The sequence below is a fragment of the Acidovorax sp. 1608163 genome, from assembly GCF_003669015.1.
Classification (GTDB): domain Bacteria; phylum Pseudomonadota; class Gammaproteobacteria; order Burkholderiales; family Burkholderiaceae_C; genus Acidovorax.
Genome location: NZ_CP033069.1, coordinates 1677956 through 1701136, shown reverse-complemented (window position 1 = coordinate 1701136; position 23181 = coordinate 1677956). Strand labels below are relative to the sequence as shown.

Here is a 23181-nt window from a genome sequence, read left to right as displayed (position 1 = left end):
GACCTCAGGCCGCAGGCTCGGTGCTGTCTGCGGGAGCGTCGTCCGTAGTTTCCATGCGGGTGGCCAGCACCTTGTCGATGGTCTTGCCATCCATGTCCACCACTTCAAGCTTCCAGTTTTCCCACTGCACGGTGTCTGTCACCTTGGGCAGGCGGCCCGTCAGCAGCATCACCATGCCGCTGAGGGTGTGGTAGCGGCCGCGCTCTTCCTCAGGCACGGCGTCCAGGTTCAGGCGGTCCTTCAACTCTGGCACGGGAATGTGTCCGTCCAACAGCCAGCTGCCATCTTCGCGCTGCAGCGCCCACGAGGTCTCAGGGTCGCGTGGCTGGAACTCGCCGGTGATGGCCTCGATCAAGTCCTGCAGCGTGACAATGCCCTGCACTTCGCCGTATTCGTCAATGACGAAAGCCATGTGCACATCCGACAGACGGAAGTTGTCCAGCAACTCCATGCCCGTGATGGTCTCAGGCACATACAGCGCGGTCTGCAAGGGCTGGTCGGTCAAGGTGTGCTTGGGGTCGCGCAGCGCACGAGACAGCCACTGCCGCGCATTGATCACGCCCTGCAAGTGGTCCATGCCACCACGCACCACCGGAAAGCGGGCGTGGTCCGAGTCTTCAATGCGACGCAGGTTTTCCTCAAACGGTGCGTCCAGGTCCAGGCACACCACATCGCCGCGCGGCACCATGAGCGAGCCAATTTGGCGGTCGTCCAGGCGAAATACATTGCGCACCATGGTGTGCTCGTGCGATTCGATCACCCCTGCGGTGGTGCCCTCCACCAGCATGGCGTGGATCTCTTCTTCCGTCACGGGGCTGCCGCTGGTTTCCTTTACGCCCAGCAAGCGCAGCAGCATGCGGGTCGAACCCGACAGCAACAACACAAACGGCTTGGTGGCCAACGCCAGCAAATTGATGGGGCGCGCCACCAAGCGGGCAAAGGTTTCGGGGTATGACTGCCCGATGCGCTTGGGCACCAACTCGCCCACCACGATAGAGAAATAGGTGATGAGCAACACCACCAGGCCCGTGGCCGCGTAGCTGCCATACGGCGCAGGCACGCCGACAGAAGCCAGCCAGATCGCCAAAGGCTCGGCCAAAGCGGCCTCGCCGACGATACCGTTGAGCACACCAATCGACGTGATACCGATCTGGATGGTGGAGAGAAAACGCGTGGGGTCTTCCCCCAGTTTGACGGCAGCGGCTGCGCCGTTGTCGCCCTCATCAATCAACTTTTGCAGCCGGGCCTTGCGCGCTGTGACAAGCGCAATCTCCGACATGGCAAACACCCCATTGAGGCAGATGAGGGCGAACAGTATTGCTATTTCCATAAGAAGGGTGCCGAACGCACCCTGTGTACCAAGAAGCGGTTGATTGTAAGAAACTCTGCAAAAAGCTTATGAAAAGCCTACAGATGCATGCACGTTGTGGCACGCAAGAAACATGCTTGGCTGGGCCTGCGACCGATATCGAGCCCCCTGAACAGAACTTACCGCTCCAGCCACCACTGAATGACCACCTTGGCCAAAAAGCCGATGAACCCTACGCCCAATCCGAGGAACAGCACGAAGGTGCCAAAGCGCCCCGCCTTGGACTCCCATGCCAGCTGGCCAATGATGAACAGCATGTACAGGATAAAAGCCCCCACCCCGTAGGTGAGGAAGAAGCCCGAAATTTGCGCTTCGGTAAAACCAAAAATCACGATGCCACTCCACTGCGTTGCCCTTGGGGTGCCGAGGTATCACGCAGCGGCAGGCTCGAAGCGTCCACCAGATCGCGATAGGCATGCCAGCTGGCATGGCCCAGCATGGGCATCACAAAAATCAGCCCCAGCAGCAAGGAGCCCAGCCCCAGCAGCGTAAAGCCCAGAATCAAAGCCGCCCAAAACGCCATGGGCAGCGGGTTGGCCACCACCACCTGCCAGCTGGTCAACACGGCCAGGCGCAGCGATGCCCGCCGGTCCAGCAGCAGCGGCATGGCCACCACGCTCGACGCAAAAATGGGCGCCGCCAGCAGGCTGCCCAGCGCCAGCCACCACTCAAACAACCAGCCATCGTTGGCCAGCACCACATGGCGCATGAAGTCCATGGGTGTGTTCACGGGCACCGGCGTCAGCAGCGTGATGAACGCCGCAGAGGTCAGCACCCAGCCCGTGGCCGCCAGCGCCAGCAACGAGCCAAACTGCACCATGCACCAGTAGTCGTTGCCCCATTTGTTGATGTGGCTGTTTTGCCAGTTGAACCAGGTCTTGAGCACCACTGCCATGCCTGCGGGCTGGCGCTGCTCCAGCGCCCGGCTCAGGGCATACAGGCTGGTGGCCAGCACCGGCGCCACCACCATGAAGCCCGACAACGCCCCTGCCAGCAACCAAAAGCGGTTGTGCGCCAGGGCCAGGATCACGCCCCCCAAAGCGGTCAATGCCAAGCCATGGGCAAAGCTGATCCAGCCAGCGCGGGCCATGTCACGCCAGGCCAGCACCAGCCACGTCATGGGCTGCATGAGGCCAATGGTGCGCACCTGCGGCAAGGGAAGGGGTGTTTTGGGCATGGCGGTTTCACCAATCGTCAAGCTAAACAGTCGAACAAATAGAGGAGCAAGGCAGGCTGCTGAACCGGGCCATTTCGGCCATCAACCCAGCAAACGGCACAGGTGGGTGAGGCTGCTCACGGTGGCGTGGGGCTGGGCGCCGTGCGGCCACGCCTGCCCGGCGGCGTTCAACCACACCGCCTGCATGCCCGCCCCCAGCGCGCCCAGGGCGTCGGCCGTAGCGTCGTCTCCCACGTGCAGCACCTCGTGCGGCTGAACCTGCACGGCACGGGCGGCTTCCTGAAAAATGCGCACATCGGGCTTGGGGGCGCCAAAGTCTTTGGCGTTGATGCTGGCCTTGAAGTAATGCCCAATGCCCACGCGGTGCACATCAGCGTTGCCGTTGGACAAAGCCACCACCGGATAGCGGGCTGACAAAAAGACCAGCGTGTCGTGCGCGTCGTCAAACAACTCCACGCGCTGGCGCTGGTCAAAAAATACATCGAAGGCCGGCTCGGCCAGCGTGGGCTCGTCCCCCGCCTGCACCAGCGCCATTCGGATGGATTCACGGCGCAAGGCACTCAGGTCGTGCTCCAGATCAGGCCGCAGGTGCACCATCTGGTTGCGAATGGCGCGCAGCGCATCGGTGTTGGCAAACAGCCTGGCCGTGGCCGGTGCATGCAACGCCAGCCACTGCAGCAGCACCTCTTCGGCTTTGGCAATGGTGGGCCAGATGGGCCACAGGGTGTCGTCCAGGTCGATGGAGATGGCGCGCACGCGGCCTACGTCCAGCGCCGGGGCTGGGTGGGCGGTTTGATGCGCATCAAGAGGTGGGGCAAGCATAGGTGCCTGAGAATACTCCACCGCCGCGGCAGCCCCGGCGCATTTGCCACAATCGGCGCATGCGATCTCCCTTCCGCCCAGAACCCCCCTACACCCATGGCCAACCCGAGCGCACCGCTGTGCTGCTGTGCAACCTGGGCACGCCCGACGAGGCCACCGCGCCCGCGCTGCGGCGCTACCTGGGCCAGTTCCTGTCAGACCACCGGGTGGTCGAGATCCCCAAGCCCCTGTGGATGCTGATCCTGCACGGCATCATCCTGCGCGTGCGCCCCGCCAAGTCGGCCGCCAAGTACGCCAGCGTCTGGACCCCCGAGGGATCGCCCCTGGCGGTGTGGACGGCCAAGCAAGCCACCCTGCTGCGCGGCTGGCTGGGCGAGGCCGGGCACAAGGTGCTGGTGCGCCACGCCATGCGCTACGGCAACCCCTCCATCGCCAGCCAGCTCGATGCCCTCAAGGCCGAAGGCGCCACGCGCATCCTCATCCTGCCCCTGTACCCCCAATACTCCGGTACCACCACCGCCAGCGTGTTCGATGCGGTGTACGCCTGGGCCGCCCGCACCCGCAACGTGCCTGAGCTGCGTTTTGTGAACCGTTACCACGACGACCCCGGCTACATCGATGCCCTGGCCCGCACCGTGGAAGCCCACTGGAAGCACAACGGCCCGCCGGACCAACTGGTGATGAGCTTTCACGGCGTGCCCGAGCGCACCCTGCACCTGGGCGACCCCTACCACTGCGAGGCCCGCAAAACCGGCCGCCTGCTGGCAGAGCGCCTGGGCCTGCGCGAAGACCGCTACCAGATCACCTTCCAGTCGCGCTTTGGCAAGGCCAAGTGGCTGGAGCCCTACACCCAGCCCACCATCGAAGCCCTGGCCCAGAAAGGCACGCGCCGTGTGGACTTGATCTGCCCCGGCTTTACCAGCGACTGCCTGGAGACGCTGGAAGAAATCAACATGGAAGTGCGCGAAGCCTTCCTGCACCACGGCGGCAAGGAGTTCCACTACATCCCCTGCCTCAACGACAACCATGCATGGATTGGCGCGCTAAGCCGCGTGGCCCAGCAGCACCTGCAAGGTTGGCCCACCGAAGTGGCCAGCGCAGCCGCGCTGGAAGATGCCCGCCAGCACGCCCATGCAGGCGGCGCACCGCAGGGCCGCTGCCCGGTGGCACACTGACAAGCGGTGCGCGCAACGCTGCCCCGCGCAATGCACGCACACCCCGGCCATCCGCCAAATTGCTACTAAATTTATAGCTTCTTGCGCTTATTCCTATTGCGCTAGAAGCCTTTTTTATTGAAATTCTCTGCACACAGCGCCTGGCGCTTGCAGGCCCTCCACTTCAGCCATGCCCGCCACCGCCCTTCCCGCTTCGCAACTGCGCCTGACCATTGACCCCAGCACCCTGGGTTTTGCCAGCACGGCCGAGTTGCAAGACCTGCCCTTGCCCTGGATTGGGCAAGAACGCGCCCAGGCTGCAGCGCAGTTCGGGCTGGGCATGGCACAGCCCGACTACCACCTGTTTGTGCTGGGCGAAGTGGGCAGCGGGCGCGCGTCGCTCATGCGCCAGGCCATGCACGCGGCCGCCGCCCAGCGCCCCGCCCCGCCCGACCTGTGCTACCTGCACAACTTTGACGCCCCCGAGCGCCCCCGCGCCCTGCGCCTGCCCGCAGGCCAGGGCCGCGTGCTGCGCCGTGCCATGGCCGAGCTGGCCAAGGCCCTGCAAACCGACATCCCCCGCCACCTGAGCAGCCCCGACTTTCGGGCCCAGGCCCGCACCATCGAGCAAGCCTACGAAGCCCAGGAGGCCCAGGCCTTTGCCACGCTGGAGGCCTTTGCCCAGGCCCGGCAGTTCCACCTGTCCCGCTCTGAAGAAGACGGTGGGCACATGGTCTTCACACTCACCGGCAGCAACGGCCAACCCCTGACCGAGAGCGAAGCCCGCGCCCTGCCCCCCGAGCAACGCGCCCACATTGACGCCGCCGAGCAGGCCCTGCGCGCAGAAATCGTGGCCTTTGCCCACACCCTGCGGCCACTGGAGCGGGTGCGGGACGAAGCGCTGAACAGCCTGCGCAAACGCACCGTGCGCCCCCTGGTGCAACAGGCCTTGAACGCAGTGCGCGCGGCCTTGCCAGAGCAGCCCGAACCCCTGCCCGTTTGGCTGCAGCACATCGAGCGTGAACTGCTGCAACACCTGCACTGGTTTGAATTGATCGAGCCCAAAGACGGCCCTGCGGAGCCCAGCAGCGACAAAAGCAGCAGCGCAGCCAACACGGCAAACGCCACCCATGACGACGAAGACGACGACGCCCACAATGCCTTGAACCGCCTGCTGCACCTGTGCCAGGTGCACTTGGCCGTAGACCACCACGGCCAGGCCCACGCCCCCGTCATCGTCGAAGACAACCCCCAGCACCGCAGCCTGTTTGGCAGCATCGAAGCGCACAACGACAGCGACACCCCGCACGCCGACTACACCGGCATCCGTGCGGGCAGCCTGCTGCGTGCGCATGGCGGCTTCTTGCTGCTGCACCTGCACGACCTGGCCAGTGAAGAGGGCCTGTGGGCCCGCCTGCGCCGCTTTCTGCGCTGCAACCGCCTGCACATCGACGAATCTGGCGGCGGCAACAGCGGCGGCGCGCCCGTGGCCTTGCAACCCGAAGCCGTGGCGGTGGATGTGAAGATCGTGCTGATCGGATCGGTGGACGAGTACTACGCACTGCAAGAGGCCGACCCCGACACCGCCCGGCGCTTTCGCGCCAAAGTGGACTTTGTCGAGCGCTTTGCCGCCAGCCCCGCCACCCGCCAGGCCAGCGCCATCTTTGTGGCGCACAGCTGCAAACGCCGGGGCCTGCCCCACTTCAGCGCCCCCGCCGTGGCCTTGCTGCTGGAGCAAGCCCACCGCGAAGCCGACGACCAAGGCCGCCAAAGCGCCCAGTTCGCCCACATCGAAGCCCTGCTGATGGAAGCCGCCACCCTGTGCCAAGCCCGCAACGGCGCCCTGGTGGAGCCTGCCGACGTGCACGCCGCACAACACGCCCACCAACTGCGCCACAACTACCCGGAAGAGCAACTGCACGAATCCATCGTAGAGGGCGAGCGCCTCATCACCCTGAGCGGCAGCGTCACCGGCCAGATCAATGCCCTCACCCAGATCGACCTGGGTGACTACCGCTTCGGTTTTCCGGTGCGCATCACCGCCCGCACCTTTGCGGGGCAGGAAGGCCTGCTCAACATCGAGCGCGAGGTGGACATGTCCGGCCCCATCCACGACAAGGGCGTGCTCATCCTGCACAGCTACCTCACCGCACTGTTCAGCCACGTTGCGCCGCTGGCGCTGAATGCCTCCATCGTTTTCGAGCAGGAGTACAGCGGCGTGGAGGGCGATTCGGCCTCGTGCGCAGAGCTGTACGCGCTGCTGTCGAGCTTGTCAGGCCTGCCCCTGCGCCAAGGCATTGCCGTGACCGGCGCACTGAACCAACACGGCGAGGTGCTGCCCGTGGGCGGCATCAACGAGAAGATCGAAGGCTGGTTTCGCGCCTGCGCCACAGCAGGTCTGGATGGGACTCAGGGCGTGCTCATCCCCTCACGCAACCAGCGCCACCTGATGCTGCCACGCGAGGTGCTAGAGGCCGTTCAGCGTGGCCTGTTCCACGTCTACACCGTGCAGCATGTGAGCGAGGGCATTGCTCTGCTGACAGGCGAGGCATCGGGAATGGCCCCGGCAGAACTGGCGCATGCGTCGGTGCTGGCAGGGGGCGACGGTGGCGCGGGAGCTTCAGCGGCTGCGGTGGAAGACACGGTGCTGCAGCGAGCGGAACAGACGTTACGGGCTTACCGGAGGGCCTGCCAGAATGCGGGGGTTGCTCGGCGGGGGGCTGGGGTGCGCAAACGCTGAGAGCGCTGCTCCGCGACACGAGCCTGTAACTCGCCGCATGCGGCAAAGCGCCCCCTGATCGCCGCGCGCTGCGCGAACGCAACCCTGCATACAAGCCAAGCAATGCCTTCTAGCCTTAACCTCTTCGACCCCGATCGCCATGCCCTGCCGTTGCCCGAGAGCTTTGCAGCACTGGAGGCCATGCGCGAGTTACTGCACGCACGCGCCGACGGCAAGAACCTGCGCTTCGTCGAATTCGCGCTGCGATTCGAGTCCCTCTTCAAGGATGCATCGACAGCCCGCCCCACACCGCTGCAACAGGCCGACGCCTGCCGCCGCGCGGCATGGCAGTTTGACCTCCCGACCGTGGAAGAGATGCGCGCTTATCAAGCCGCTGTAGAGATTGCCGGTGCACTTGGACTGGTGGCGTATGACGCGGCGCTGGGGATAGGCTTCCTGCCGAATGGCCAGGTCGTGCCGACCGAGTTCGCGCAAGCCACCACGCCTGCACAACCCACCGGCAAGCTGCCGTGGGGCGCCCGCCCGCCCGATGCTTTACGTGGCGAGAGCGAGGTGCGAGAGGTTTTGGCCCCCGCACTGGCCCGCGCTATGGCAGGCAGCGGTTTTGAGCTGGAAGCTGCGCCACCCGACCAGCCCGGCGCCTCCATCGTCCTCGCCCGGCGGATCGGTGCAGTGCGCCAAGCGCTGACAGTGAATCTGATGCGCTACGAAGCGCTGCACCTCACCCTGTGCGTGTGGCATGACGCGTGCACTGCTGTGCTGGCACAAGCCCTGGGGCCCAGGTCTCACCAGGACACCACCTTCGAGCTGAGCATGGAGTTCTTCGAGCCAGGCCCGGACGCTCAGCATCGCTGGAAACTCGAACGCTTAGCGCAATTGCCCGCAGTCCTTACCCTGGTATGTGGTCGAGTGCTGCCCCTGGCGGGCCTGTGCAGTGACCTGCACGGGCTGGACCAACTGCTCAACGACGCCAGCGCCGACACAGTACGCACGCCCTACCGCAACGCCTACAACTGGTCGGACCGCCCTGCGGGCTCGGACGGCTCGCGCAGCCTGCGTGACGAGGTCTTCCCTCTTGCGCAGCGCCTCGTCATCGCCCACCTCAATGGCAACCCGTTTGCAACCGACATCGACAGCGAGCTGGAAAGCCACTGGCAGCACAGCAGCTACTGGCGCGCGCCTCAGGAACGTGAGGCCCTGGCGGCCGTACGCGCCGCGCTAGCCCATACGCCGCCACTCGCCCGCTGGAGCGATGTCGCGGCCTGGCGGGCCGCGCTGCGCCCGATTCCTGCATCGCTGCAATCCCGCACCCACGACCCGCGCGGTCGGCGCTGCCACAATTTCGAAGTCACAGCAGCCTTGCACCAGGACCTGTACAACAACCCAGGAGCCTTCTGGGCAAGGTTCGCCAGTCCACACGGTGCTGCCGAGCTCTCGCGTATCTGGCAAGACAGGGCCAACACATTGCCAGCCTCAGAACGCATCCCCCCGGATGGCCTCAAATGCCACGCGGTCACCCTGCCTGGCAAGGCGGATGAAGGAGCAATCGAAGTGGTGTGCCTGTGCTTTCCACCCATCACGGGGCTAGACGAGCACCGCATCTTGGCACTGGCTCGCCGTGGCGACATCTGGCGCACGTACCGCATGGGCTACGACCACGCACTGGACGACGACGGCCAAATGCAACTGCGCATCGAGTACCAGGCGCGCCAAGGGAACGCCGACGTCATCGCACGCGAAACGCTGGATGCCGAACTGAGCGTGCAGGAATTTTTGGAGAGGGTGGCACAGCTGTTCAAATGAGCTGGCGTGGGGGCGACTGCAGGAGACTGCTGTTGCAGATGCAACTCGGGTGACATCGATCCTGCAGCCTGCACACCATCGGTCACCGTGCACGCCCACGTCCGGTCGATGGAACGCAGGCCGTACTGATCCCCGCCGGGGCCGCACGCATGCAGCAGCGCAGTGGACACCCAAGCCCGGTAACGACTGATTTGCGGCCGCTACCAAGTTCGCTTTGGTTACCACTTGGGCAAAATGCGCTCGCCCGGCAAGATCTCATACGGCCCCGCCCAGCCCGGCAGCTGGCGCAAGCGCTGCAACCATGCTTGGATGTGTGGGTAACGCGCAGCCATGTCGTACCCGCTTTCTTCCACCGGGTAGAACAGGTAGCCGCACAGCGAGAAGTCGGCAATCGTGGGCTGCTCACCCACCATGAACGTGCGGCCCGCCAGGTGCTTGTCCACAATGCCAAACGCGTTGTCCATGCGCCCCTGCAGCCACGCCATCAGCGCAGGCTCGGGCGGTGTGGCACCAAAGGCTTTCATGAAGCGGAACGTTGCGAAATAGCTGGTGAACTTGTGGTTGTCGAACAGCAGCCAGCGCAGCACCTCCAGTTTGTCGTCTTCGGTCTTCCCCAGATACGCTGGCGCATGCTTTTGGGCCAGATAAGTCAGGATCACCCCCGACTGCGTCAGGCTGCGCTCACCATCCTCCAGCACCGGCGCCTCGCCCATGGGGTTGGTCTGCTCGCGCCAGTCGGCCGTGCGCGTCATGCCGTTCATGAAGTCCACAAACACGGGCTCCCACGCAACGCCCAGTGCCCGTAAAAAGAACGCCACCTTGTACGAATTGCCAGACTGGCAAAAGCTGTGAAGACGGTACATCGCACACTCCTCCTTGGTATCCAAAAGGGGCAGACCATCTGCCCCGGGGCTGAGCAGTGTCACAAAAAAGCGCCGCAGGTGCCGGGCACCTGACATTAGCCCTCAACCCAGCGGCCGCAACCCCATCCACAAAGCTGCCCCCACGGCCAGCCACAGCGCCACCACCAACACCGCACCGGCCATGCTGCGGGGCTTGGCGCCCTTCGCCTGCATCCATGCATCGGCCTCACTGCGGCAATCAGACAGCACATCGGGCGGTAACAGCCGCAAGGTCAGCCAGATCAGGCCGGGCAGCAGCAACACATCGTCCACATAGCCCAGCACGGGAATGAAATCGGGGATCAGGTCAATCGGGCTCAGCGCATACGCCACCACAAACAGCCCGAGCGCCTTGGCATACCAAGGCGTCTTAGGGTGCTTGCCAGCAAAACACAAGGTCACCCCATCGCGCTTGATGCGCTTGGCCCAAATCTTCAAGGTGTTGCTGATGCTCATAAAAATCTCTCAAAGTGCCACCGGACGCAGTGCCGATGATGCCCTACCCCCCAGGCAACCGACGCACGATGCAGGGCATCAGCCATGCCCTTTCAAAAATATACGAAACATATACAATTCACATACATTTTGCATATTATTAAATCATGGGCATCGTCAAAATTTCCGATCAAATGCACGAGAACCTGCGCCTGGCCAGCACGGCGCTGAGCCGCTCCATCAACTCCCAGGCAGAGCACTGGATGCGCGTGGGCATGCTGGCCGAGATGTACCCCGACCTGGACCACCGCGAGATTTGCCAGATGCTGGTGCGGGCCGAACTGGCCGGTGGGCTGGATGTGGCGCTGGCAGCCAACGGTGGGTTGGACCAACCCGCAGCCACGGGCCGACGCACTGGAAAGCAGCACTGATGGCACACGCTGGTGATGTCCCCATCCGCTCGGCCGAAGAACTGGTGATGGCGCGGCGGGCGGCCCAACTGGCCGCCGCAGTGCTGGCCATGATCGAGCCCCATGTGGTGCCGGGCGTGAGCACTGAGACGCTGGACACCCTGTGCCACGACTTCATCGTGAACGTACAAGGCGCCAGACCCGCCAACGTAGGCTACCTGGGTTACCCCAAGACGGTACTGACCTCGGTGAACCATGTCGTCTGCCACGGCATCCCCTCCCCACACCAGATTCTGAAAAAAGGCGACATCGTCAACATCGACGTGGCGGTGGAAAAAGACGGCTGGTACGGCGACACCAGCCGCATGTTCTGCGTGGGCACGCCCAGCGTGCTGGCCCAGCGGCTGGTGCGCACCACGTACGAGGCGCTGTGCGCGGGCATCCGCGAAGTGAAGCCCGGTGCCACGCTGGGCGATGTGGGCCACGCCATTGCCACGGTGGCGCAGCGCGAGCACTTCAGCGTGGTGCGCGAGTATTGCGGCCACGGCATTGGCACCGTGTACCACGACGAGCCCCAGGTACTGCACTACGGGAGGCGTGGCCAGGGGCTGCAACTGGAAGCTGGCATGGTCTTCACCATCGAGCCCATGCTGAACGCAGGCCAGCGCGAGACCAAGGAGCTGGCCGATGGCTGGACGGTGGTGACCAAGGACCGGTCGCTCTCGGCCCAGTGGGAGCACATGGTGGCGGTGACGGACAGCGGCTACGAGGTGCTGACGGCGTGGCCGGGAGGCACGGGGGCTTATCCGGCGGTATAGCCAAACTGGCGCTGCAAAGTGGGTGCAGAGCCCAGCGCCCTTGCGGGGCAAGGGAACATCAGGCGCTGGGCAATTGCAGCCGGGCCCAAGCGGCCATCACATCGAGCTGCTTCTTGATCCAGTCGGCAGACATCATGTTGGCGCCCCAGTGGTGGATGCGCGCCACGCCCTCCCCCATGTTCCACAGGTGCCGCAACTGCAGGAACAGGGGCAAGGCAGCGAGGTCGGCATCGGTGACAAGGCCGCCCCCTGCGCGGTAGCCGGCCAGGTACTGCTGCCAGCGCTTGAGCAAGGCTTCGTCAGGCTCCATGGGGGCCTTGCGGGGCAGGTTCGACCACAGCCACACACACAGGTCATAAGCCAGGAACCCTGGCCCGGCGTCGTCAAAGTCAAAGAAGGCGGCGCGCTGCACACCATAGGCATCGGTGTGCACATGGTTGTTGAAACCATGCGTGTCGCCGTGGCACATCACGCGGGTCAAGGTGCCCCCAACATCCGCCAACTCGCTCAGGAGGCGCTCAATCAGTCGCCGGTAGGCATCCAGCACGGCAGGGGCCAGCTCGGGATGGGCGACAAGGTAGTCCTGCGTGCGGCCTGCAAGGTGGTGGCCGTCCAGCACATAGCGGCTTGCGGGGCCTGTGAAGCTTTGCGCGGCGCTGTGAATCCGGGCCAGCGTGGCGCCGGTCAGGTGGAGTTCTTCGGGCGTATCGGGCACGGCACCATCGCAGTGGCGAAACAGGACAAGCGCACGCGGACCTTCAGGGAACGGCAGGGTAATGTTGGCAGCTCCGTTCGCAGCCATTACCGGCGTGGCCACGCCCACGCCTTGCGCGTGCAGGTGGGCCAGCAGCGCAACCTCGAAATCCACATTGAACGCGCCGCGCGGCCGAATGGCACAAAGTCGCGCCACATATCGATTGCCGTCCGTGGCACGCACGGCGTAGTTGTCGTTGAGGTTGCGGCGAATCAGGTAGCACTGCTGCACTTGCAGGCCATAGTGCTGCGAGACCCAATCACTCACGGCAGAGGCAGCGGCTGTGGTGTGGGAGGCGACCAGGTTGAGGTCATGAGAAGGGGAAGAAAGCATGCGGCATTGTCCATGGATGCCACATGAGAATCTCCTTAGGGGGATCGCAGGGAGCAGGTCTTGCATTCTGCTCCTAGCACCCGCTCGCATCGAAAAGACTCCAGGCCAAATTGCCATCTAGCGCTTGATAGACGGTCACATGCAGTATCAAAACGATAGCAAAATGCCCATCACGCCCCTGCTCGGCTACCAAGGCAGATTGTCCCCGCTATACGCATAAAACCCGCCCGTTTCTTCCACCGGCAACCCATCCAGCACCCGCAACATATCCCCCGCTGCATCTGCAGCCGGGCGGCCAATTTCTGCGCCGTTGAACGGGGCCGACAGGGCTGAGTTGACGGTGCCCGGGTGCAGCGCCGCCAGCACGGCCTGCGGGTGGGTGCGGGCCACTTCGATGGACGCCGTTTTGACCAGCATGTTGAGCGCGGCCTTGCTGGCGCGGTAGCTGTACCAGCCGCCCAGGCGGTTGTCGCCAATGCTGCCCACCTTGGCCGAGAGCACGGCGAGCAGGCCACGCCCGTGCGTTGGCAGCAGCGGCGCAAAGTGGGCCAGCGCCAGCGCAGGGCCGAAGGTGTTGGTGCGGAAGGTGGCCTCCATCTGCGCGTAGTTCAACTGGCCCAGGCGCTTTTCGGGCATGCCGTGGGGGCCGTGCAGCAGACCTGCGGCGTGGATGATGCAGTGCCATGGCCCCTGGGCCTTGAGCTGCTGGGCGGCGGCGGCAATGGTGGCTTCGTCATCCAGATCGACCGCCGGACTGGTGTGGCGGCCCAGGCCCACAGCCAGTGCGCAGCGCGGATCGGCCTGCAGGTGGGCGAGGAAAGCACTGCCGATGGCGCCTGTGGCGCCGATCACCAGGGCGCGGTATCCGTGGGGAAGTGAATTCATGGCGAAGACCAGTCACCAGGGTGTGTGGCCTGCGCATAGACGAGGGAGCCATCGCAGAGCACTTTAGTTTGGTAGTGCGGGAACACGTGATGACCACAGTGCTCAGTGAAAACCGCGATGGTGCGGCATGCCTCACTCACCAGAGCGAACGCATACTTGAACTCCACTACAGATTCGTCCATGAGTTCGATACGAAGCGTCTGTGAGGGGAAAAAGATTATGTGGCTGGGCTTTGCCAAAAACGCTTCTACTGTGCAGCCGTACCGGGCGGCAAGCTCAGGCGCCCACTCCTGAATGATCTCGGCAGATAGGCGCGGTACAGGGTACTCGTGCAGTTTCATGGTGGTGAGATTGATCGAATCAAAGCGCGTCGAGTTTAGTGCGCAGAGTCGCCGCATGCTCGCGCAGCGCATCCAGCTGCGGGCCCTGCATCTTCTGCAACTGGCGGTACACCATGCCCAGGCGGAAGTTGTTGCCCAGCGTGCCTTCATTGCGCGCGAAAAAGTCCCAATACAGCGCGTTGTACGGGCAGGCGCGCTCACCCACCTTGAGCTTCTTGTCGTAGTGGCAGCCGCCGCAGTAGTCGCTCATGCGGTCGATGTAGGCAGCGCTGCTCACATAGGGTTTGGTGGCCAGCAGGCCGCCGTCGGCAAACTGGCTCATGCCCACGGTGTTGGGCACTTCCACCCATTCAAAAGCGTCGATGTACACGCCCAGGTACCAGCGGTGCACGGCGGCCGGGTCAAGCCCCGCCAGCAGCGCAAAGTTGCCGATGACCATGAGGCGCTGGATGTGGTGGGCATATGCATGCTCCAGCGACTGGCCCACGGCGTGCTGCATGCAGCGCATGCGGGTCTTTCCCGTCCACAGCCACTCTGGCAGCGGCGTGCTGTGGCCCAGGGCGTTGCGCTCGTCGTAGCCGGGCATGTGGGCCCAGTAGATGCCGCGCACGTATTCGCGCCAGCCAAGGATCTGGCGGACAAAGCCCTCCACCGCAGGCAGGGGCGCGGTGCCTGCGTGGTACGCGGCCTGGGCGCGTTGCACTACCTCGTGCGGGCGCAGCATTTTGGTGTTGAGCGCAAAGGACAGCAGCGAGTGAAACAGCCACGCACTCTGCGTGCTCATCGCGTCTTCATACGCGCCAAAGTGCGGCAGTGTGGTGGTGACGAAGTGATCCAGCCACGCCAGAGCCTCGGCGCGGTTCAGCGGCCAGTGCAGCGCGTGGGCCTGCGGGTTGCCAAAGCTTTGCACGCCTGCGGCCTGGATGGTGGCCCACAGGGCGCTGTGGTCGTGCGTGGGCCGGGCATCGGGCGGCAGTGCGGGTGTGCCGGGCCAAGGCTTGCGGTTGTCATGGTCGTAGTTCCACTGCCCGCCTTCGGGTTCGCCCGCTACGTCGATCAGCACGCTATGGCGCTGGCGCATGCGGCGGTAGAAGTGCTCCATGAGCCACTGTTTGCGGCCCTTGAACACCTCGGCCATTTCGGTACGGGTGGTGTAGAAGTGCTCGCTGCTGACGGCCTGCACGGCAAAGCTTTGCTGTGTACCCCAGGTGCGCAGTTGCTCGTCCAGCCGCCATTCGTCGGGGTGCTGGTATTGCAGCGTCTGCGCGCCGTAGCGGGCCATGAGGGCGGCAAGGTTGGCTGGAATGGACTGGCGGTTGCTGGCGTCGTCCATCGCCACATAGCGCACACGGTGCCCGGCCTCGCGCAGGTGGCGGGCCAGGTCGCGCATGGCGGCGAAAATGGCGAGGATCTTTTGCGCGTGGTGCAGCACATAGTCGGTCTCTTGCCGCACTTCCATCAGCACGTAGACCACGCCTTCGTCCTGTGTGGCAAACCACGAATGCTCGGGGTTGAGCTGGTCGCCCAGCAGCAGGCGCAGGGTGTGGGCACCTTGTGGGGTGCGGGGTTGTGGCGTGCTCATGCCGTGCCCCACATGCGGCGGTAGCTGCCGTCGGCATCGTGGTCTTGCGCCTGCTTGGTGGGGTTGAAGCGGCGGCCCCCGCGCGGGTCGGTGCCGCGCCCGGCAATGTAGAGCCAATTGGCCTGGTTGCTGTAAACGTCGTAGTCCACCAGTTGCGATTCAAACCACGCTGCGCCAGCGCGCCAGTCGCTGTGCAGGTCGTACAGAAGATAGCTGGCCGCCACCTGGCGCAGGCGGTTGCTCAGATACCCGGTGGCAGCCAGCTCGCGCATGGCGGCATCGACCAATGGTTGGCCCGTATCGCCCCTGCACCAGAGTTCAAAGCCGCGCGGGTTGTGGGGAGCGGGCGGAAGCTCTGACAGGCCGCGCGCCCGGTACAACGCTGCACCGTATTGCAGGTGCAGCAGCCGAAAGTAGTCGCGCCACAGCAGCTCAAACCACAGCCAGTAGCTGCCATCGTTGGCGCCGTGGTCGCGTTCAAAGGCTTTCAAGTCGGCATAGATCTGGCGCGGAGACAGCGCGCCCGTGGCCAGCCAGGGCGAGAACTTGCTGGAGTAATGAAGCCCCGTGAGCCCGTTGCGCGTGTCCTTGTAGCTGTGGGGCAGCTTGCGGGCCAGGTACTGCGCCAGGTGGGCCAGCGCAGCAGCCTCGCTGCCATCACAGGCAGTGGTGCCGTAGGGGAAGGACGAGCGGGCATCGCTGCCCTGTGGCGGCGCGGGTTGCCGGATGGCTGCTGCGCCCTGCTCTGCCCCCACGGCTTGCAATACCGATGCAGAAACATCGGGCGGGGGCAGCAGCCGGGTGGGTGCGGGCAATGGCGCGGCGGGGGTGATGTCTGCGCTCTCGACCTTTTGGCGAAAGGTGGTGAACACGCCCGGCAGTTGATCGACCGACCACGGCATAAGCGAAGGGGGCAATAGGCTGCTGTGCCACACGGTGCGCACCTGCAAACCAGCGGCGCGCAATGCGGCCACCTCGGCCTGTTCGTAGGGGGCGGCAATGTCTTCACACACCACGGTGGTGGCACCCACGGCCTGGGCCAGTGGCGGCAAAGCCGTGGCAGGCGGGGCCTGGCAGATGAGCAGTGGGTTACCCAGCGCAGCCATGCGCTCGTGCAGCCCACGCAGCGCGGCTGCCGTGAAGGCGCGGCGATGCGGGCCCACGCGAGCAAAGCCCCAGGGCGTGGTTTCATCGTCTGCAGGCAGGCACACCACGGGCAACAGGTGGGTGGCGCCGCTGGCAAGTGCCACTTGCAACGCCGGCTGGTCGTGCAGACGCAGGTCGTTGCGAAACCAGAACAGCACGGTGCTCATGCAGCGCCCGCCCCTGCGGACTTATCGGTGCGTTTGCGTTCGCTGCGGCAGCGGTCTGAGCAGTACTTCACCTCGTCCCACACCTTCTCCCACTTCTTGCGCCAGGTGAAGGGCAGGCCGCAGTGTTGGCAGGTCTTTTGCGGGAGGTCTGATTTTTTGCGCATGCGCATGGGTCAAAGTCCAGAGGGTGGCGGGGTGCGCTTTGCCACCGAGAGCACCAGGGCATAGGGGGCTGCAGTGGTCGGAAGCGCTCAGCCGCTGGCCTGGCCGCTACGGTTGTGGATCGGTGCGGTCGTGCATGACCCAGATAAGGGCTTGCGTATCAATGCCCAGCGCCTGCGCTCGGGCGATGAGCTGCTCACGCACGGCAGGGGCCAGCTGTTTGCTGCGCGACAGAATCCAGCAGTAACTGCGGTCTGGCCCCACCACCAGCGCCCATTGGTAGTCGGCATCCAGCGCTGCCACGTGGTAGCCGCCGTAGAACGGGCCAAAGAAAGAGACATTGAGCGAGGCTGTGCTTGCATCGCCCGTGAACAGGGCCTTGCCTATGGCCTGGCGCCAGTCGTTCTTGGCGGTGTCAAAACCCCGGTTGATCACGCGGACGCTGCCGTCTGCCTGGCGTTGGTAGGTCGCACTCACGTCGGCCATGCCGCGTTCAAACGAGTGATTGAGCCGCGCCGCCTCGTACCAACGGCCTTCGTAGCGGGCCAGGTCAAACGGGGTGACGGGAGTGATGCCCTGGGGCGGCAGGGTGGATGCGCAACCAGCCAGCACAGCAGCGGCGCCCAGTACGGCAATCAGGACTGTGCGCCTTAGGAAAAGGGAGTGCATAGGCATAAAAAACCAATCAGTCACAAAACAAACCAAATGGTATACCCAATCCACTGCAGGCGCCCCCAAAGGGCCAACGGGCACTGCCAGCGCGCCAGGCGCCAGCACAGGCCAGCACCTAAAATCAGGCCCATGACCCTCAAGATCACCGTCTACTCCAAGTCCGCCTGCCCCCAGTGCGAATCGGCCAAGAGCCTGCTGAAGGCGCGCTCGCTGCCCTACGAAGAAATCAAGATCGATGACGAAGCCGAACGCCTGGCCTTCTACGCCAAGTGCGGCCCCGCCGTGCGGCAAATGCCGCAGGTCTTCATCAACGACCAGCGTGTGGGTGGGCTCACCGGCCTGCAAGCGGCACTCAAGCAGCTGGGGCACTGACAGACAGCCTGGCACCTTGATGCCGCTAAAGACGCCGCAGAGCGTGCCGGGCTCTCCACCTTAAACGGCCTGGTGGCCCCGCAGCATCGCCCTCAGCGCAGGCTGCGCGGCAAGATGCCGGGCAGCAACGGGCGACTCAGGCGCTGGCACCACCATTTGAAGGCCTCGCCGGGGGTGCCAGACTTCCAGGCCAGCCAAAACGTTTCCTCGGCGCGGGGTTCTTCCACCGCCACCTCCACCAAAACCCCCTCTTCCAGCTCTGCCTGCACGCAAGCTTTGGGCACAAAGCCATGGCCCAGCCCTGCGACCTGGCAGGCAATCTTGGCCTGCATCGATGGCACCGTGATTCGCCGCTGGCCTGAGAGCAATCCCACCGTGCGGTCCGTGAGCGAACGGGCCCCATCGCCCACCACCACGGCGGTGTGCTCCAGCAAATCACTGCGGCGCAACAGGTGGTCTGGCCGGCCCAGGCGGGCCAACGGGTGTGTGGGTGCCACACAAAAGACAAAGGCCAGCGTACCCACAGCCACGGCTTTGTAGCCACCGCCGGCAGGGCCTTCGCCGGCAGCCACGATGAGGTCAGCACGCCCATCTCTCAATGCCTCCCAGGTACCAGTCATGGCCTCACAGCCAATGCGCAGGCGGGTGCCGCAGTTCAGGTCTTCAAAAGCGCAGATGTCCTGATTGAAGGCGCTGGTGGGGATGAGCGAGTCATGCACCAGGCGTACTTCCGATTCAAACCCCGTAGCGATCTGCCTCATGCGCGATTCCAGCTGCCGCGCCGACACCAGCAGCCAGCGCCCTTCTTTCAGCATCTCCTGCCCCGCAGCCGTGAGGGTGACGCGCGGGCCATTGCGCACAAACAGCGCCAGTCCTAACTGATCCTCAAGCTTGCTCACGCTGTAAGAAATGGTGGAGGGCACCTTGTGCAGGTGCTCTGAGGCCCCCGCAAACGAACCGTAGCGGGCGATGGCGTCGACCAATTCGATGGCTTCCAGCGTCAGTTTCAACATGGAAATTTCCTTGATTTACATCATCGAAATTATCGATGGTGAATACCCAAACGTTTCAACCTTGACCCGGATCAAAAGTCAGATACTTTCTCCATCGCAACACGAAATACACGCTGAAACGGCGCAGAGCCAACTGGAACACCAGTGTGAATTTCATCGAACCTGAAGAAAGGAATTGCACCATGCTCGACATCCGCAGATCCCACCAACGCGGCAACGCCAACCACGGCTGGCTCCGTTCACGCCACACGTTTTCGTTTGGCCACTACCACGATGCACAGCAACAGGGCTTTTCAGACCTGCTGGTAATCAACGATGACCGGGTGGCGCCAGGCCAGGGTTTTGGCACCCACCCCCACCGCGACATGGAAATCTTCTCGTATGTGCTGGAAGGGGCCCTGGAGCACAAGGACTCGATGGGCACAGGCTCGGTGATCCGCCCCGGCGACGTGCAAATGATGAGCGCAGGCACCGGGGTGCGCCACAGCGAGTTCAACCACTCCAAGCAAGACGGCGTGCACTTTCTGCAGATCTGGATCGTTCCCGGAACCACCGGGGTGGCACCGCGCTACCAGCAGGTGCACTTCAGTGAAGCAGAAAAGCGTGGCCAACTGCGCCTGATCATCTCGCCCGAAGGCGAACAGGGATCGCTGGCCGTGCACCAGGACGCCAGGGTGTACGCAGCGCTGCTCCATGGCGAAGAAGCCGCCAGCCTGGACGTGGGCCCTGACCGCAATGTGTATGTGCATGTGGCACGTGGCAGCCTGGAGGTGAACGGTGAGCGCCTGGAGGACGGCGACGGGGCACGCATTCGCAATGCCCAAGCCTTGCACTTTGCCAACGGCCAGGATGCAGAGGTGCTTGTCTTTGACCTGCGCCCGCTGGAATTGCCCACCATGCCGCACTGACGCCACGCCGCGAGGCAAGCCTCGCAGCGCGACAAAACACCATTCGGCCCCTGGCACCGCATCAGCGAATGCCGGGGGGCGATACGGCCGACAGTCCGGGCTCAGCCCGGTCCTGCCCAGGCCATTCTTTCTTCACGTTCCATTCATTTTTACCAGGGATTTTCACCATGACCATCACCGCCCAAGCCATCCCCGGCGCACGCTTGCTCAGCCCCAAGGACCACACGCTGATCCTGATCGACTTCCAGTCGCAAATGGCCTTTGCCACCCATTCAATTGACGCGGCAAACCTGCGCACCAATGCCTCGCTGGTCGCCCAGGCTGCAGCAGGCTTTGGGGTGTCCACCATCCTGACCACGGTGGCAGAAAAGAGTTTTTCGGGCCCCATGTTTGACGAGATCACAGCACCCTTCCCCGGCCAGAAAATGCTGGACCGCACGTCCATGAACACCTGGGAAGATGCCGCTGTCATCGCCGAAGTCAACCGCATCGGCAAGCCACGCATCGTGCTGGCAGGCCTGTGGACCAGCGTGTGCATCGTGGGCCCAGCCCTCTCCGCGCTAGACCAGGGCTTTGAGGTGTATGTGATCACCGATGCTTGTGGCGACGTGTCTGTGGAAGCCCACAACCGCGCCGTGGAGCGCATGGTGCAAGCGGGTGCACAGCCCATGACATCGCTGCAATACCTGCTGGAGCTGCAGCGCGACTGGGCCCGTGGCGAGACCTACGACCTGACGACTGGCATTGCGAAGAAGGTGGGCGGCGCCTACGGCATTGGCATCAACTACGCCAAGACCATGTTCAACGCCCACGAAGGCTGATAAGAGGGCCGGCCGTGAAGACATACCTCCTGTCTGCCGCTGCCGGCCTGCTGGTCGGCGTCATCTACAGCCTCTTGAACGTGCGCTCGCCCGCTCCGCCGCTCATCGCCCTGCTGGGGCTGCTGGGAATGCTGGTGGGTGAGCAGGTGATTCCGGTGGGCAAGAAGTTGCTGGGCGGCAGCACCTTCAGCACCGCGTGCCACGAGACCAGGGCAACGGCTTCCGTGCTGGGCCACCTGCCAGGCCGACAAGCGCCAGCAACACCCACCGAGGACAAGCAGGCCTGACCGCCTGGTCATCCATACGCCATGCCTTGCGTGCGCTGCTGCAGCGGCAGCACCGCACCGGCATTCCACGAAAGAAACCCATGACATCCCGCCGAAACATCCTGGGCGCCGCGACGACAGTGGCACTGGGTAGTCTATTGGGGCACAACGCCTCTGCAGCCGAACACCAAGGAGCCACTGCCATGTCCGATTCTTATCCAGACGCCGTCTTCTTTAACGGCCAGATCACCACGCTGGACCGCAGCAAACCCACGGCCAGCGCCGTCGCAGTCAAGGCGGGCCGCTTCGTGGCCGTGGGCGATGACCAAGAAATTCTGGCGCTGGCCGGAGACCGCACCCGGCGCATCGACCTCCAGCGCAAAAGCGCGCTGCCGGGGCTGTTCGACAACCACACCCATGTGGTGCGCGGCGGGCTCAACTACAACATGGAGCTGCGCTGGGACGGCGTGCGCTCGCTGGCCGATGCGCTGGACATGCTCAAGCGCCAGGTGGCGGCCACCCCGGCGCCGCAGTGGGTGCGCGTGGTGGGCGGCTTTACCGAGCATCAGTTCGTTGAAAAGCGCCTGCCCACGCTGCAGGAGATCAACGCCATCGCACCCGAAACGCCAGTGTTTCTGCTGCACCTGTACGACCGCGCACTGCTCAACGCCGCGGCACTGCGCGCCGTGGGCTACACCAAGGACACGCAGGCGCCTCCTGGCGGCGAGATCGTGCGCGACGCAAGCGGCAACCCCACCGGCCTGTTGCTGGCCAAGCCCAACGCTACCATCCTCTATGCCACCCTCGCCAAAGGCCCCAAGCTGCCACTCGACTACCAGGTCAATTCCACACGCCACTTCATGCGTGAACTCAACCGTCTGGGCGTGACCGGCGTGATCGACGCGGGCGGCGGCTTCCAGAACTACCCCGATGATTACGAGGTGATCCAGAAGCTGGCTGACGCCAACCAGATCACCGTGCGCTTGGCCTACAACCTGTTCACGCAAAAGCCCAAGCAGGAGAAAGAGGACTTCCTCAAATGGACGTCTTCGGTCAAGTACAAGCAGGGTGACGACTATTTCCGCCACAACGGCGCGGGCGAGATGCTGGTGTACTCGGCAGCCGACTTTGAGGACTTCCGCGTGGAACGCCCCGACATGCCGCCGCAGATGGAAGGCGAACTGGAAGAAGTCGTGCGCGTGCTGGTGCAGAACAAATGGCCTTGGCGCCTGCATGCAACCTATGACGAGACCATCTCGCGGGCACTGGATGTGTTCGAGAAGGTGCACCGCGACACGCCACTCACAGGCATCAACTGGTTCTTCGACCATGCAGAGACCATCTCCGACAAGTCCATAGACCGCATTGCGGCGCTGGGAGGCGGCATAGCAGTGCAGCACCGCATGGCCTACCAGGGCGAGTACTTCATCGAGCGCTACGGCGCCCGGGCAGCAGAGGCCACGCCTCCGGTCAAGCGCATTCTGGAAAAGGGTGTCAAGGTTTCGGCCGGTACCGATGCCACGCGCGTCGCCTCTTACAACCCCTGGGTCTCGCTGTCATGGATGATCACCGGCAAGACACTGGGCGGCACACAGCTGTATCCACAGCGCAACCTGCTGGACCGCGAGACGGCCCTGCGCATGTGGACCGAAAACGTAGCCTGGTTCAGCAACGAAGAGGGCAAGCGTGGCCGCATTGCCGTGGACCAACTGGCCGACTTCATCGTGCCCAGCAAGGACTTCTTCAAGGTGCCGGAAGACGAGATCTCGTTCCTGACCTCACACCTCACAGTGGTCGGTGGCCGAGTGGTCTACGGCGAGGGCGAGTTTGCCCGGCATGACGACAACCCACTGCCCCCGGCCATGCCCGACTGGTCGCCGACCAGGCTGTTCGGCGGCTATGCCGGTTGGGGTGATCCGGAAGGGGCGGGCAAGAACTCGCTCAACCCGGTGCGCTATCGCAACATGGCAGCGGCTTGCGGCTGCAGCACCAGCTGCGGGATGCACGGCCACAACCATGCCGACGCGTGGGCATCCAACGTGCCGTCCTCTGATCCGAAGAGCTTCTTTGGGGCACTGGGCTGCTCTTGCTGGATGGCCTAAAACAAAAGGGCCTCCCTGAGCTACGGC

The 23181-nt window shown here is 64.1% G+C and carries 24 protein-coding genes; 10 read left to right on the top strand and 14 right to left on the bottom strand.

Features of this window, described 5'->3' with window-relative positions:
- Nucleotides 1-4: 4 nt before the first annotated feature.
- The 4 genes from EAG14_RS07670 to EAG14_RS07655 all read right to left on the bottom strand — a co-directional run bounded on the left by EAG14_RS07670 (nucleotide 5) and on the right by EAG14_RS07655 (nucleotide 3368).
- Entirely contained in the window at nucleotides 5-1330 is a 1326-nt protein-coding gene (locus tag EAG14_RS07670; RefSeq protein ID WP_121728511.1) for a hemolysin family protein, read from the bottom strand.
- A gap of 158 nt (nucleotides 1331-1488) precedes the next feature.
- Entirely contained in the window at nucleotides 1489-1701 is a 213-nt protein-coding gene (locus tag EAG14_RS07665) for a DUF2788 domain-containing protein (RefSeq protein ID WP_099655904.1), read from the bottom strand.
- Complete coding sequence (locus EAG14_RS07660) at nucleotides 1698-2546, bottom strand: DUF2189 domain-containing protein (RefSeq protein ID WP_099658692.1); 849 nt, start codon at nucleotides 2544-2546, stop codon at nucleotides 1698-1700. Before EAG14_RS07660 ends, EAG14_RS07665 begins: the two co-directional genes overlap by 4 nt.
- A gap of 81 nt (nucleotides 2547-2627) precedes the next feature.
- Entirely contained in the window at nucleotides 2628-3368 is a 741-nt protein-coding gene (locus tag EAG14_RS07655) for an HAD family hydrolase (RefSeq protein ID WP_121728510.1), read from the bottom strand.
- A 59-nt stretch (nucleotides 3369-3427) separates the two neighbouring features.
- Between EAG14_RS07655 and hemH the strand changes: the two genes are divergently transcribed.
- From hemH to EAG14_RS07640, 3 genes are all read left to right on the top strand, one after another.
- Nucleotides 3428-4543 (top strand): ferrochelatase, encoded by a 1116-nt coding sequence (hemH, locus tag EAG14_RS07650; RefSeq protein WP_121728509.1) that lies wholly within the window; start codon nucleotides 3428-3430, stop codon nucleotides 4541-4543.
- Nucleotides 4544-4712: 169 nt separating this feature from the next.
- The gene (locus EAG14_RS07645; RefSeq protein ID WP_121728508.1) at nucleotides 4713-7262 is read left to right on the top strand and encodes a Lon protease family protein; all 2550 of its coding nucleotides are present in this window, start codon (nucleotides 4713-4715) and stop codon (nucleotides 7260-7262) included.
- A gap of 102 nt (nucleotides 7263-7364) precedes the next feature.
- A complete protein-coding gene (locus EAG14_RS07640) occupies nucleotides 7365-9065 on the top strand; it encodes a hypothetical protein (protein ID WP_162995934.1) in 1701 nt (566 codons plus the stop codon).
- A gap of 218 nt (nucleotides 9066-9283) precedes the next feature.
- Here EAG14_RS07640 and EAG14_RS07635 read toward each other — a convergent pair whose 3' ends face one another.
- Both EAG14_RS07635 and EAG14_RS07630 read right to left on the bottom strand, forming a co-directional pair.
- Nucleotides 9284-9928 carry a glutathione S-transferase family protein gene (locus EAG14_RS07635; protein WP_121730357.1) on the bottom strand — a complete coding sequence of 215 codons (645 nt, stop codon included), beginning with the start codon at nucleotides 9926-9928 and terminating at the stop codon, nucleotides 9284-9286.
- A gap of 102 nt (nucleotides 9929-10030) precedes the next feature.
- Complete coding sequence (locus EAG14_RS07630; protein WP_121728506.1) at nucleotides 10031-10423, bottom strand: YkvA family protein; 393 nt, start codon at nucleotides 10421-10423, stop codon at nucleotides 10031-10033.
- Between the two features lie 146 nt (nucleotides 10424-10569).
- On the opposite strand from EAG14_RS07630, the gene EAG14_RS07625 reads away from it, so the two are divergent.
- Complete coding sequence (locus tag EAG14_RS07625; RefSeq protein ID WP_121728505.1) at nucleotides 10570-10833, top strand: ParD-like family protein; 264 nt, start codon at nucleotides 10570-10572, stop codon at nucleotides 10831-10833.
- Nucleotides 10833-11630, top strand: a complete 798-nt coding sequence (gene map, locus EAG14_RS07620; RefSeq protein WP_121728504.1) for a type I methionyl aminopeptidase — start codon at nucleotides 10833-10835, stop codon at nucleotides 11628-11630. The genes EAG14_RS07625 and map overlap by 1 nt, the downstream gene beginning before the upstream one ends.
- Nucleotides 11631-11688: 58 nt before the next feature.
- Here the strand turns inward: map and EAG14_RS07615 are convergent, their stop codons facing one another.
- The 7 genes from EAG14_RS07615 to EAG14_RS07585 all read right to left on the bottom strand — a co-directional run bounded on the left by EAG14_RS07615 (nucleotide 11689) and on the right by EAG14_RS07585 (nucleotide 17669).
- Nucleotides 11689-12717 carry a phosphotransferase enzyme family protein gene (locus EAG14_RS07615; RefSeq protein WP_121728503.1) on the bottom strand — a complete coding sequence of 343 codons (1029 nt, stop codon included), beginning with the start codon at nucleotides 12715-12717 and terminating at the stop codon, nucleotides 11689-11691.
- 186 nt (nucleotides 12718-12903) lie between these two features.
- Entirely contained in the window at nucleotides 12904-13602 is a 699-nt protein-coding gene (locus tag EAG14_RS07610; protein WP_121728502.1) for an SDR family NAD(P)-dependent oxidoreductase, read from the bottom strand.
- On the bottom strand, nucleotides 13599-13943 hold the full coding sequence (locus EAG14_RS07605) for a hypothetical protein (RefSeq protein ID WP_121728501.1): 345 nt from the start codon (nucleotides 13941-13943) through the stop codon (nucleotides 13599-13601). The genes EAG14_RS07610 and EAG14_RS07605 overlap by 4 nt, the downstream gene beginning before the upstream one ends.
- Before the next feature lie 19 nt (nucleotides 13944-13962).
- Complete coding sequence (locus tag EAG14_RS07600; RefSeq protein WP_121728500.1) at nucleotides 13963-15525, bottom strand: cryptochrome/photolyase family protein; 1563 nt, start codon at nucleotides 15523-15525, stop codon at nucleotides 13963-13965.
- Nucleotides 15522-16838, bottom strand: a complete 1317-nt coding sequence (locus tag EAG14_RS07595; protein ID WP_121728499.1) for a DASH family cryptochrome — start codon at nucleotides 16836-16838, stop codon at nucleotides 15522-15524. Before EAG14_RS07595 ends, EAG14_RS07600 begins: the two co-directional genes overlap by 4 nt.
- Nucleotides 16835-17008, bottom strand: coding sequence for a DUF2256 domain-containing protein (locus EAG14_RS07590; protein WP_121728498.1), 174 nt, complete (start codon nucleotides 17006-17008; stop codon nucleotides 16835-16837). Before EAG14_RS07590 ends, EAG14_RS07595 begins: the two co-directional genes overlap by 4 nt.
- A 100-nt stretch (nucleotides 17009-17108) precedes the next feature.
- Entirely contained in the window at nucleotides 17109-17669 is a 561-nt protein-coding gene (locus EAG14_RS07585; protein WP_121728497.1) for a lipocalin family protein, read from the bottom strand.
- 132 nt (nucleotides 17670-17801) lie between these two features.
- Here EAG14_RS07585 and EAG14_RS07580 point away from each other — a divergent pair, with 132 nt between their 5' ends.
- Complete coding sequence (locus EAG14_RS07580; RefSeq protein ID WP_099655920.1) at nucleotides 17802-18044, top strand: glutaredoxin; 243 nt, start codon at nucleotides 17802-17804, stop codon at nucleotides 18042-18044.
- Between the two features lie 92 nt (nucleotides 18045-18136).
- On the opposite strand, the gene EAG14_RS07575 is transcribed toward EAG14_RS07580, so the two are convergent.
- Nucleotides 18137-19057 carry a LysR family transcriptional regulator gene (locus EAG14_RS07575; protein ID WP_121728496.1) on the bottom strand — a complete coding sequence of 307 codons (921 nt, stop codon included), beginning with the start codon at nucleotides 19055-19057 and terminating at the stop codon, nucleotides 18137-18139.
- 182 nt (nucleotides 19058-19239) lie between these two features.
- Between EAG14_RS07575 and EAG14_RS07570 the strand changes: the two genes are divergently transcribed.
- The 4 genes from EAG14_RS07570 (at nucleotide 19240) to EAG14_RS07555 (ending at nucleotide 23154) form a co-directional block, all read left to right on the top strand.
- Nucleotides 19240-19965 carry a pirin family protein gene (locus EAG14_RS07570; protein WP_121728495.1) on the top strand — a complete coding sequence of 242 codons (726 nt, stop codon included), beginning with the start codon at nucleotides 19240-19242 and terminating at the stop codon, nucleotides 19963-19965.
- 167 nt (nucleotides 19966-20132) lie between these two features.
- Entirely contained in the window at nucleotides 20133-20786 is a 654-nt protein-coding gene (locus tag EAG14_RS07565; protein WP_121728494.1) for a hydrolase, read from the top strand.
- A gap of 14 nt (nucleotides 20787-20800) precedes the next feature.
- Nucleotides 20801-21073: a DUF1427 family protein gene (locus EAG14_RS07560; RefSeq protein ID WP_099655924.1), complete on the top strand. Its 273-nt coding sequence runs from the start codon at nucleotides 20801-20803 to the stop codon at nucleotides 21071-21073.
- A gap of 182 nt (nucleotides 21074-21255) precedes the next feature.
- Entirely contained in the window at nucleotides 21256-23154 is a 1899-nt protein-coding gene (locus EAG14_RS07555) for an amidohydrolase (protein ID WP_205603506.1), read from the top strand.
- The last annotated feature ends 27 nt before the right edge of the window (nucleotides 23155-23181 follow it).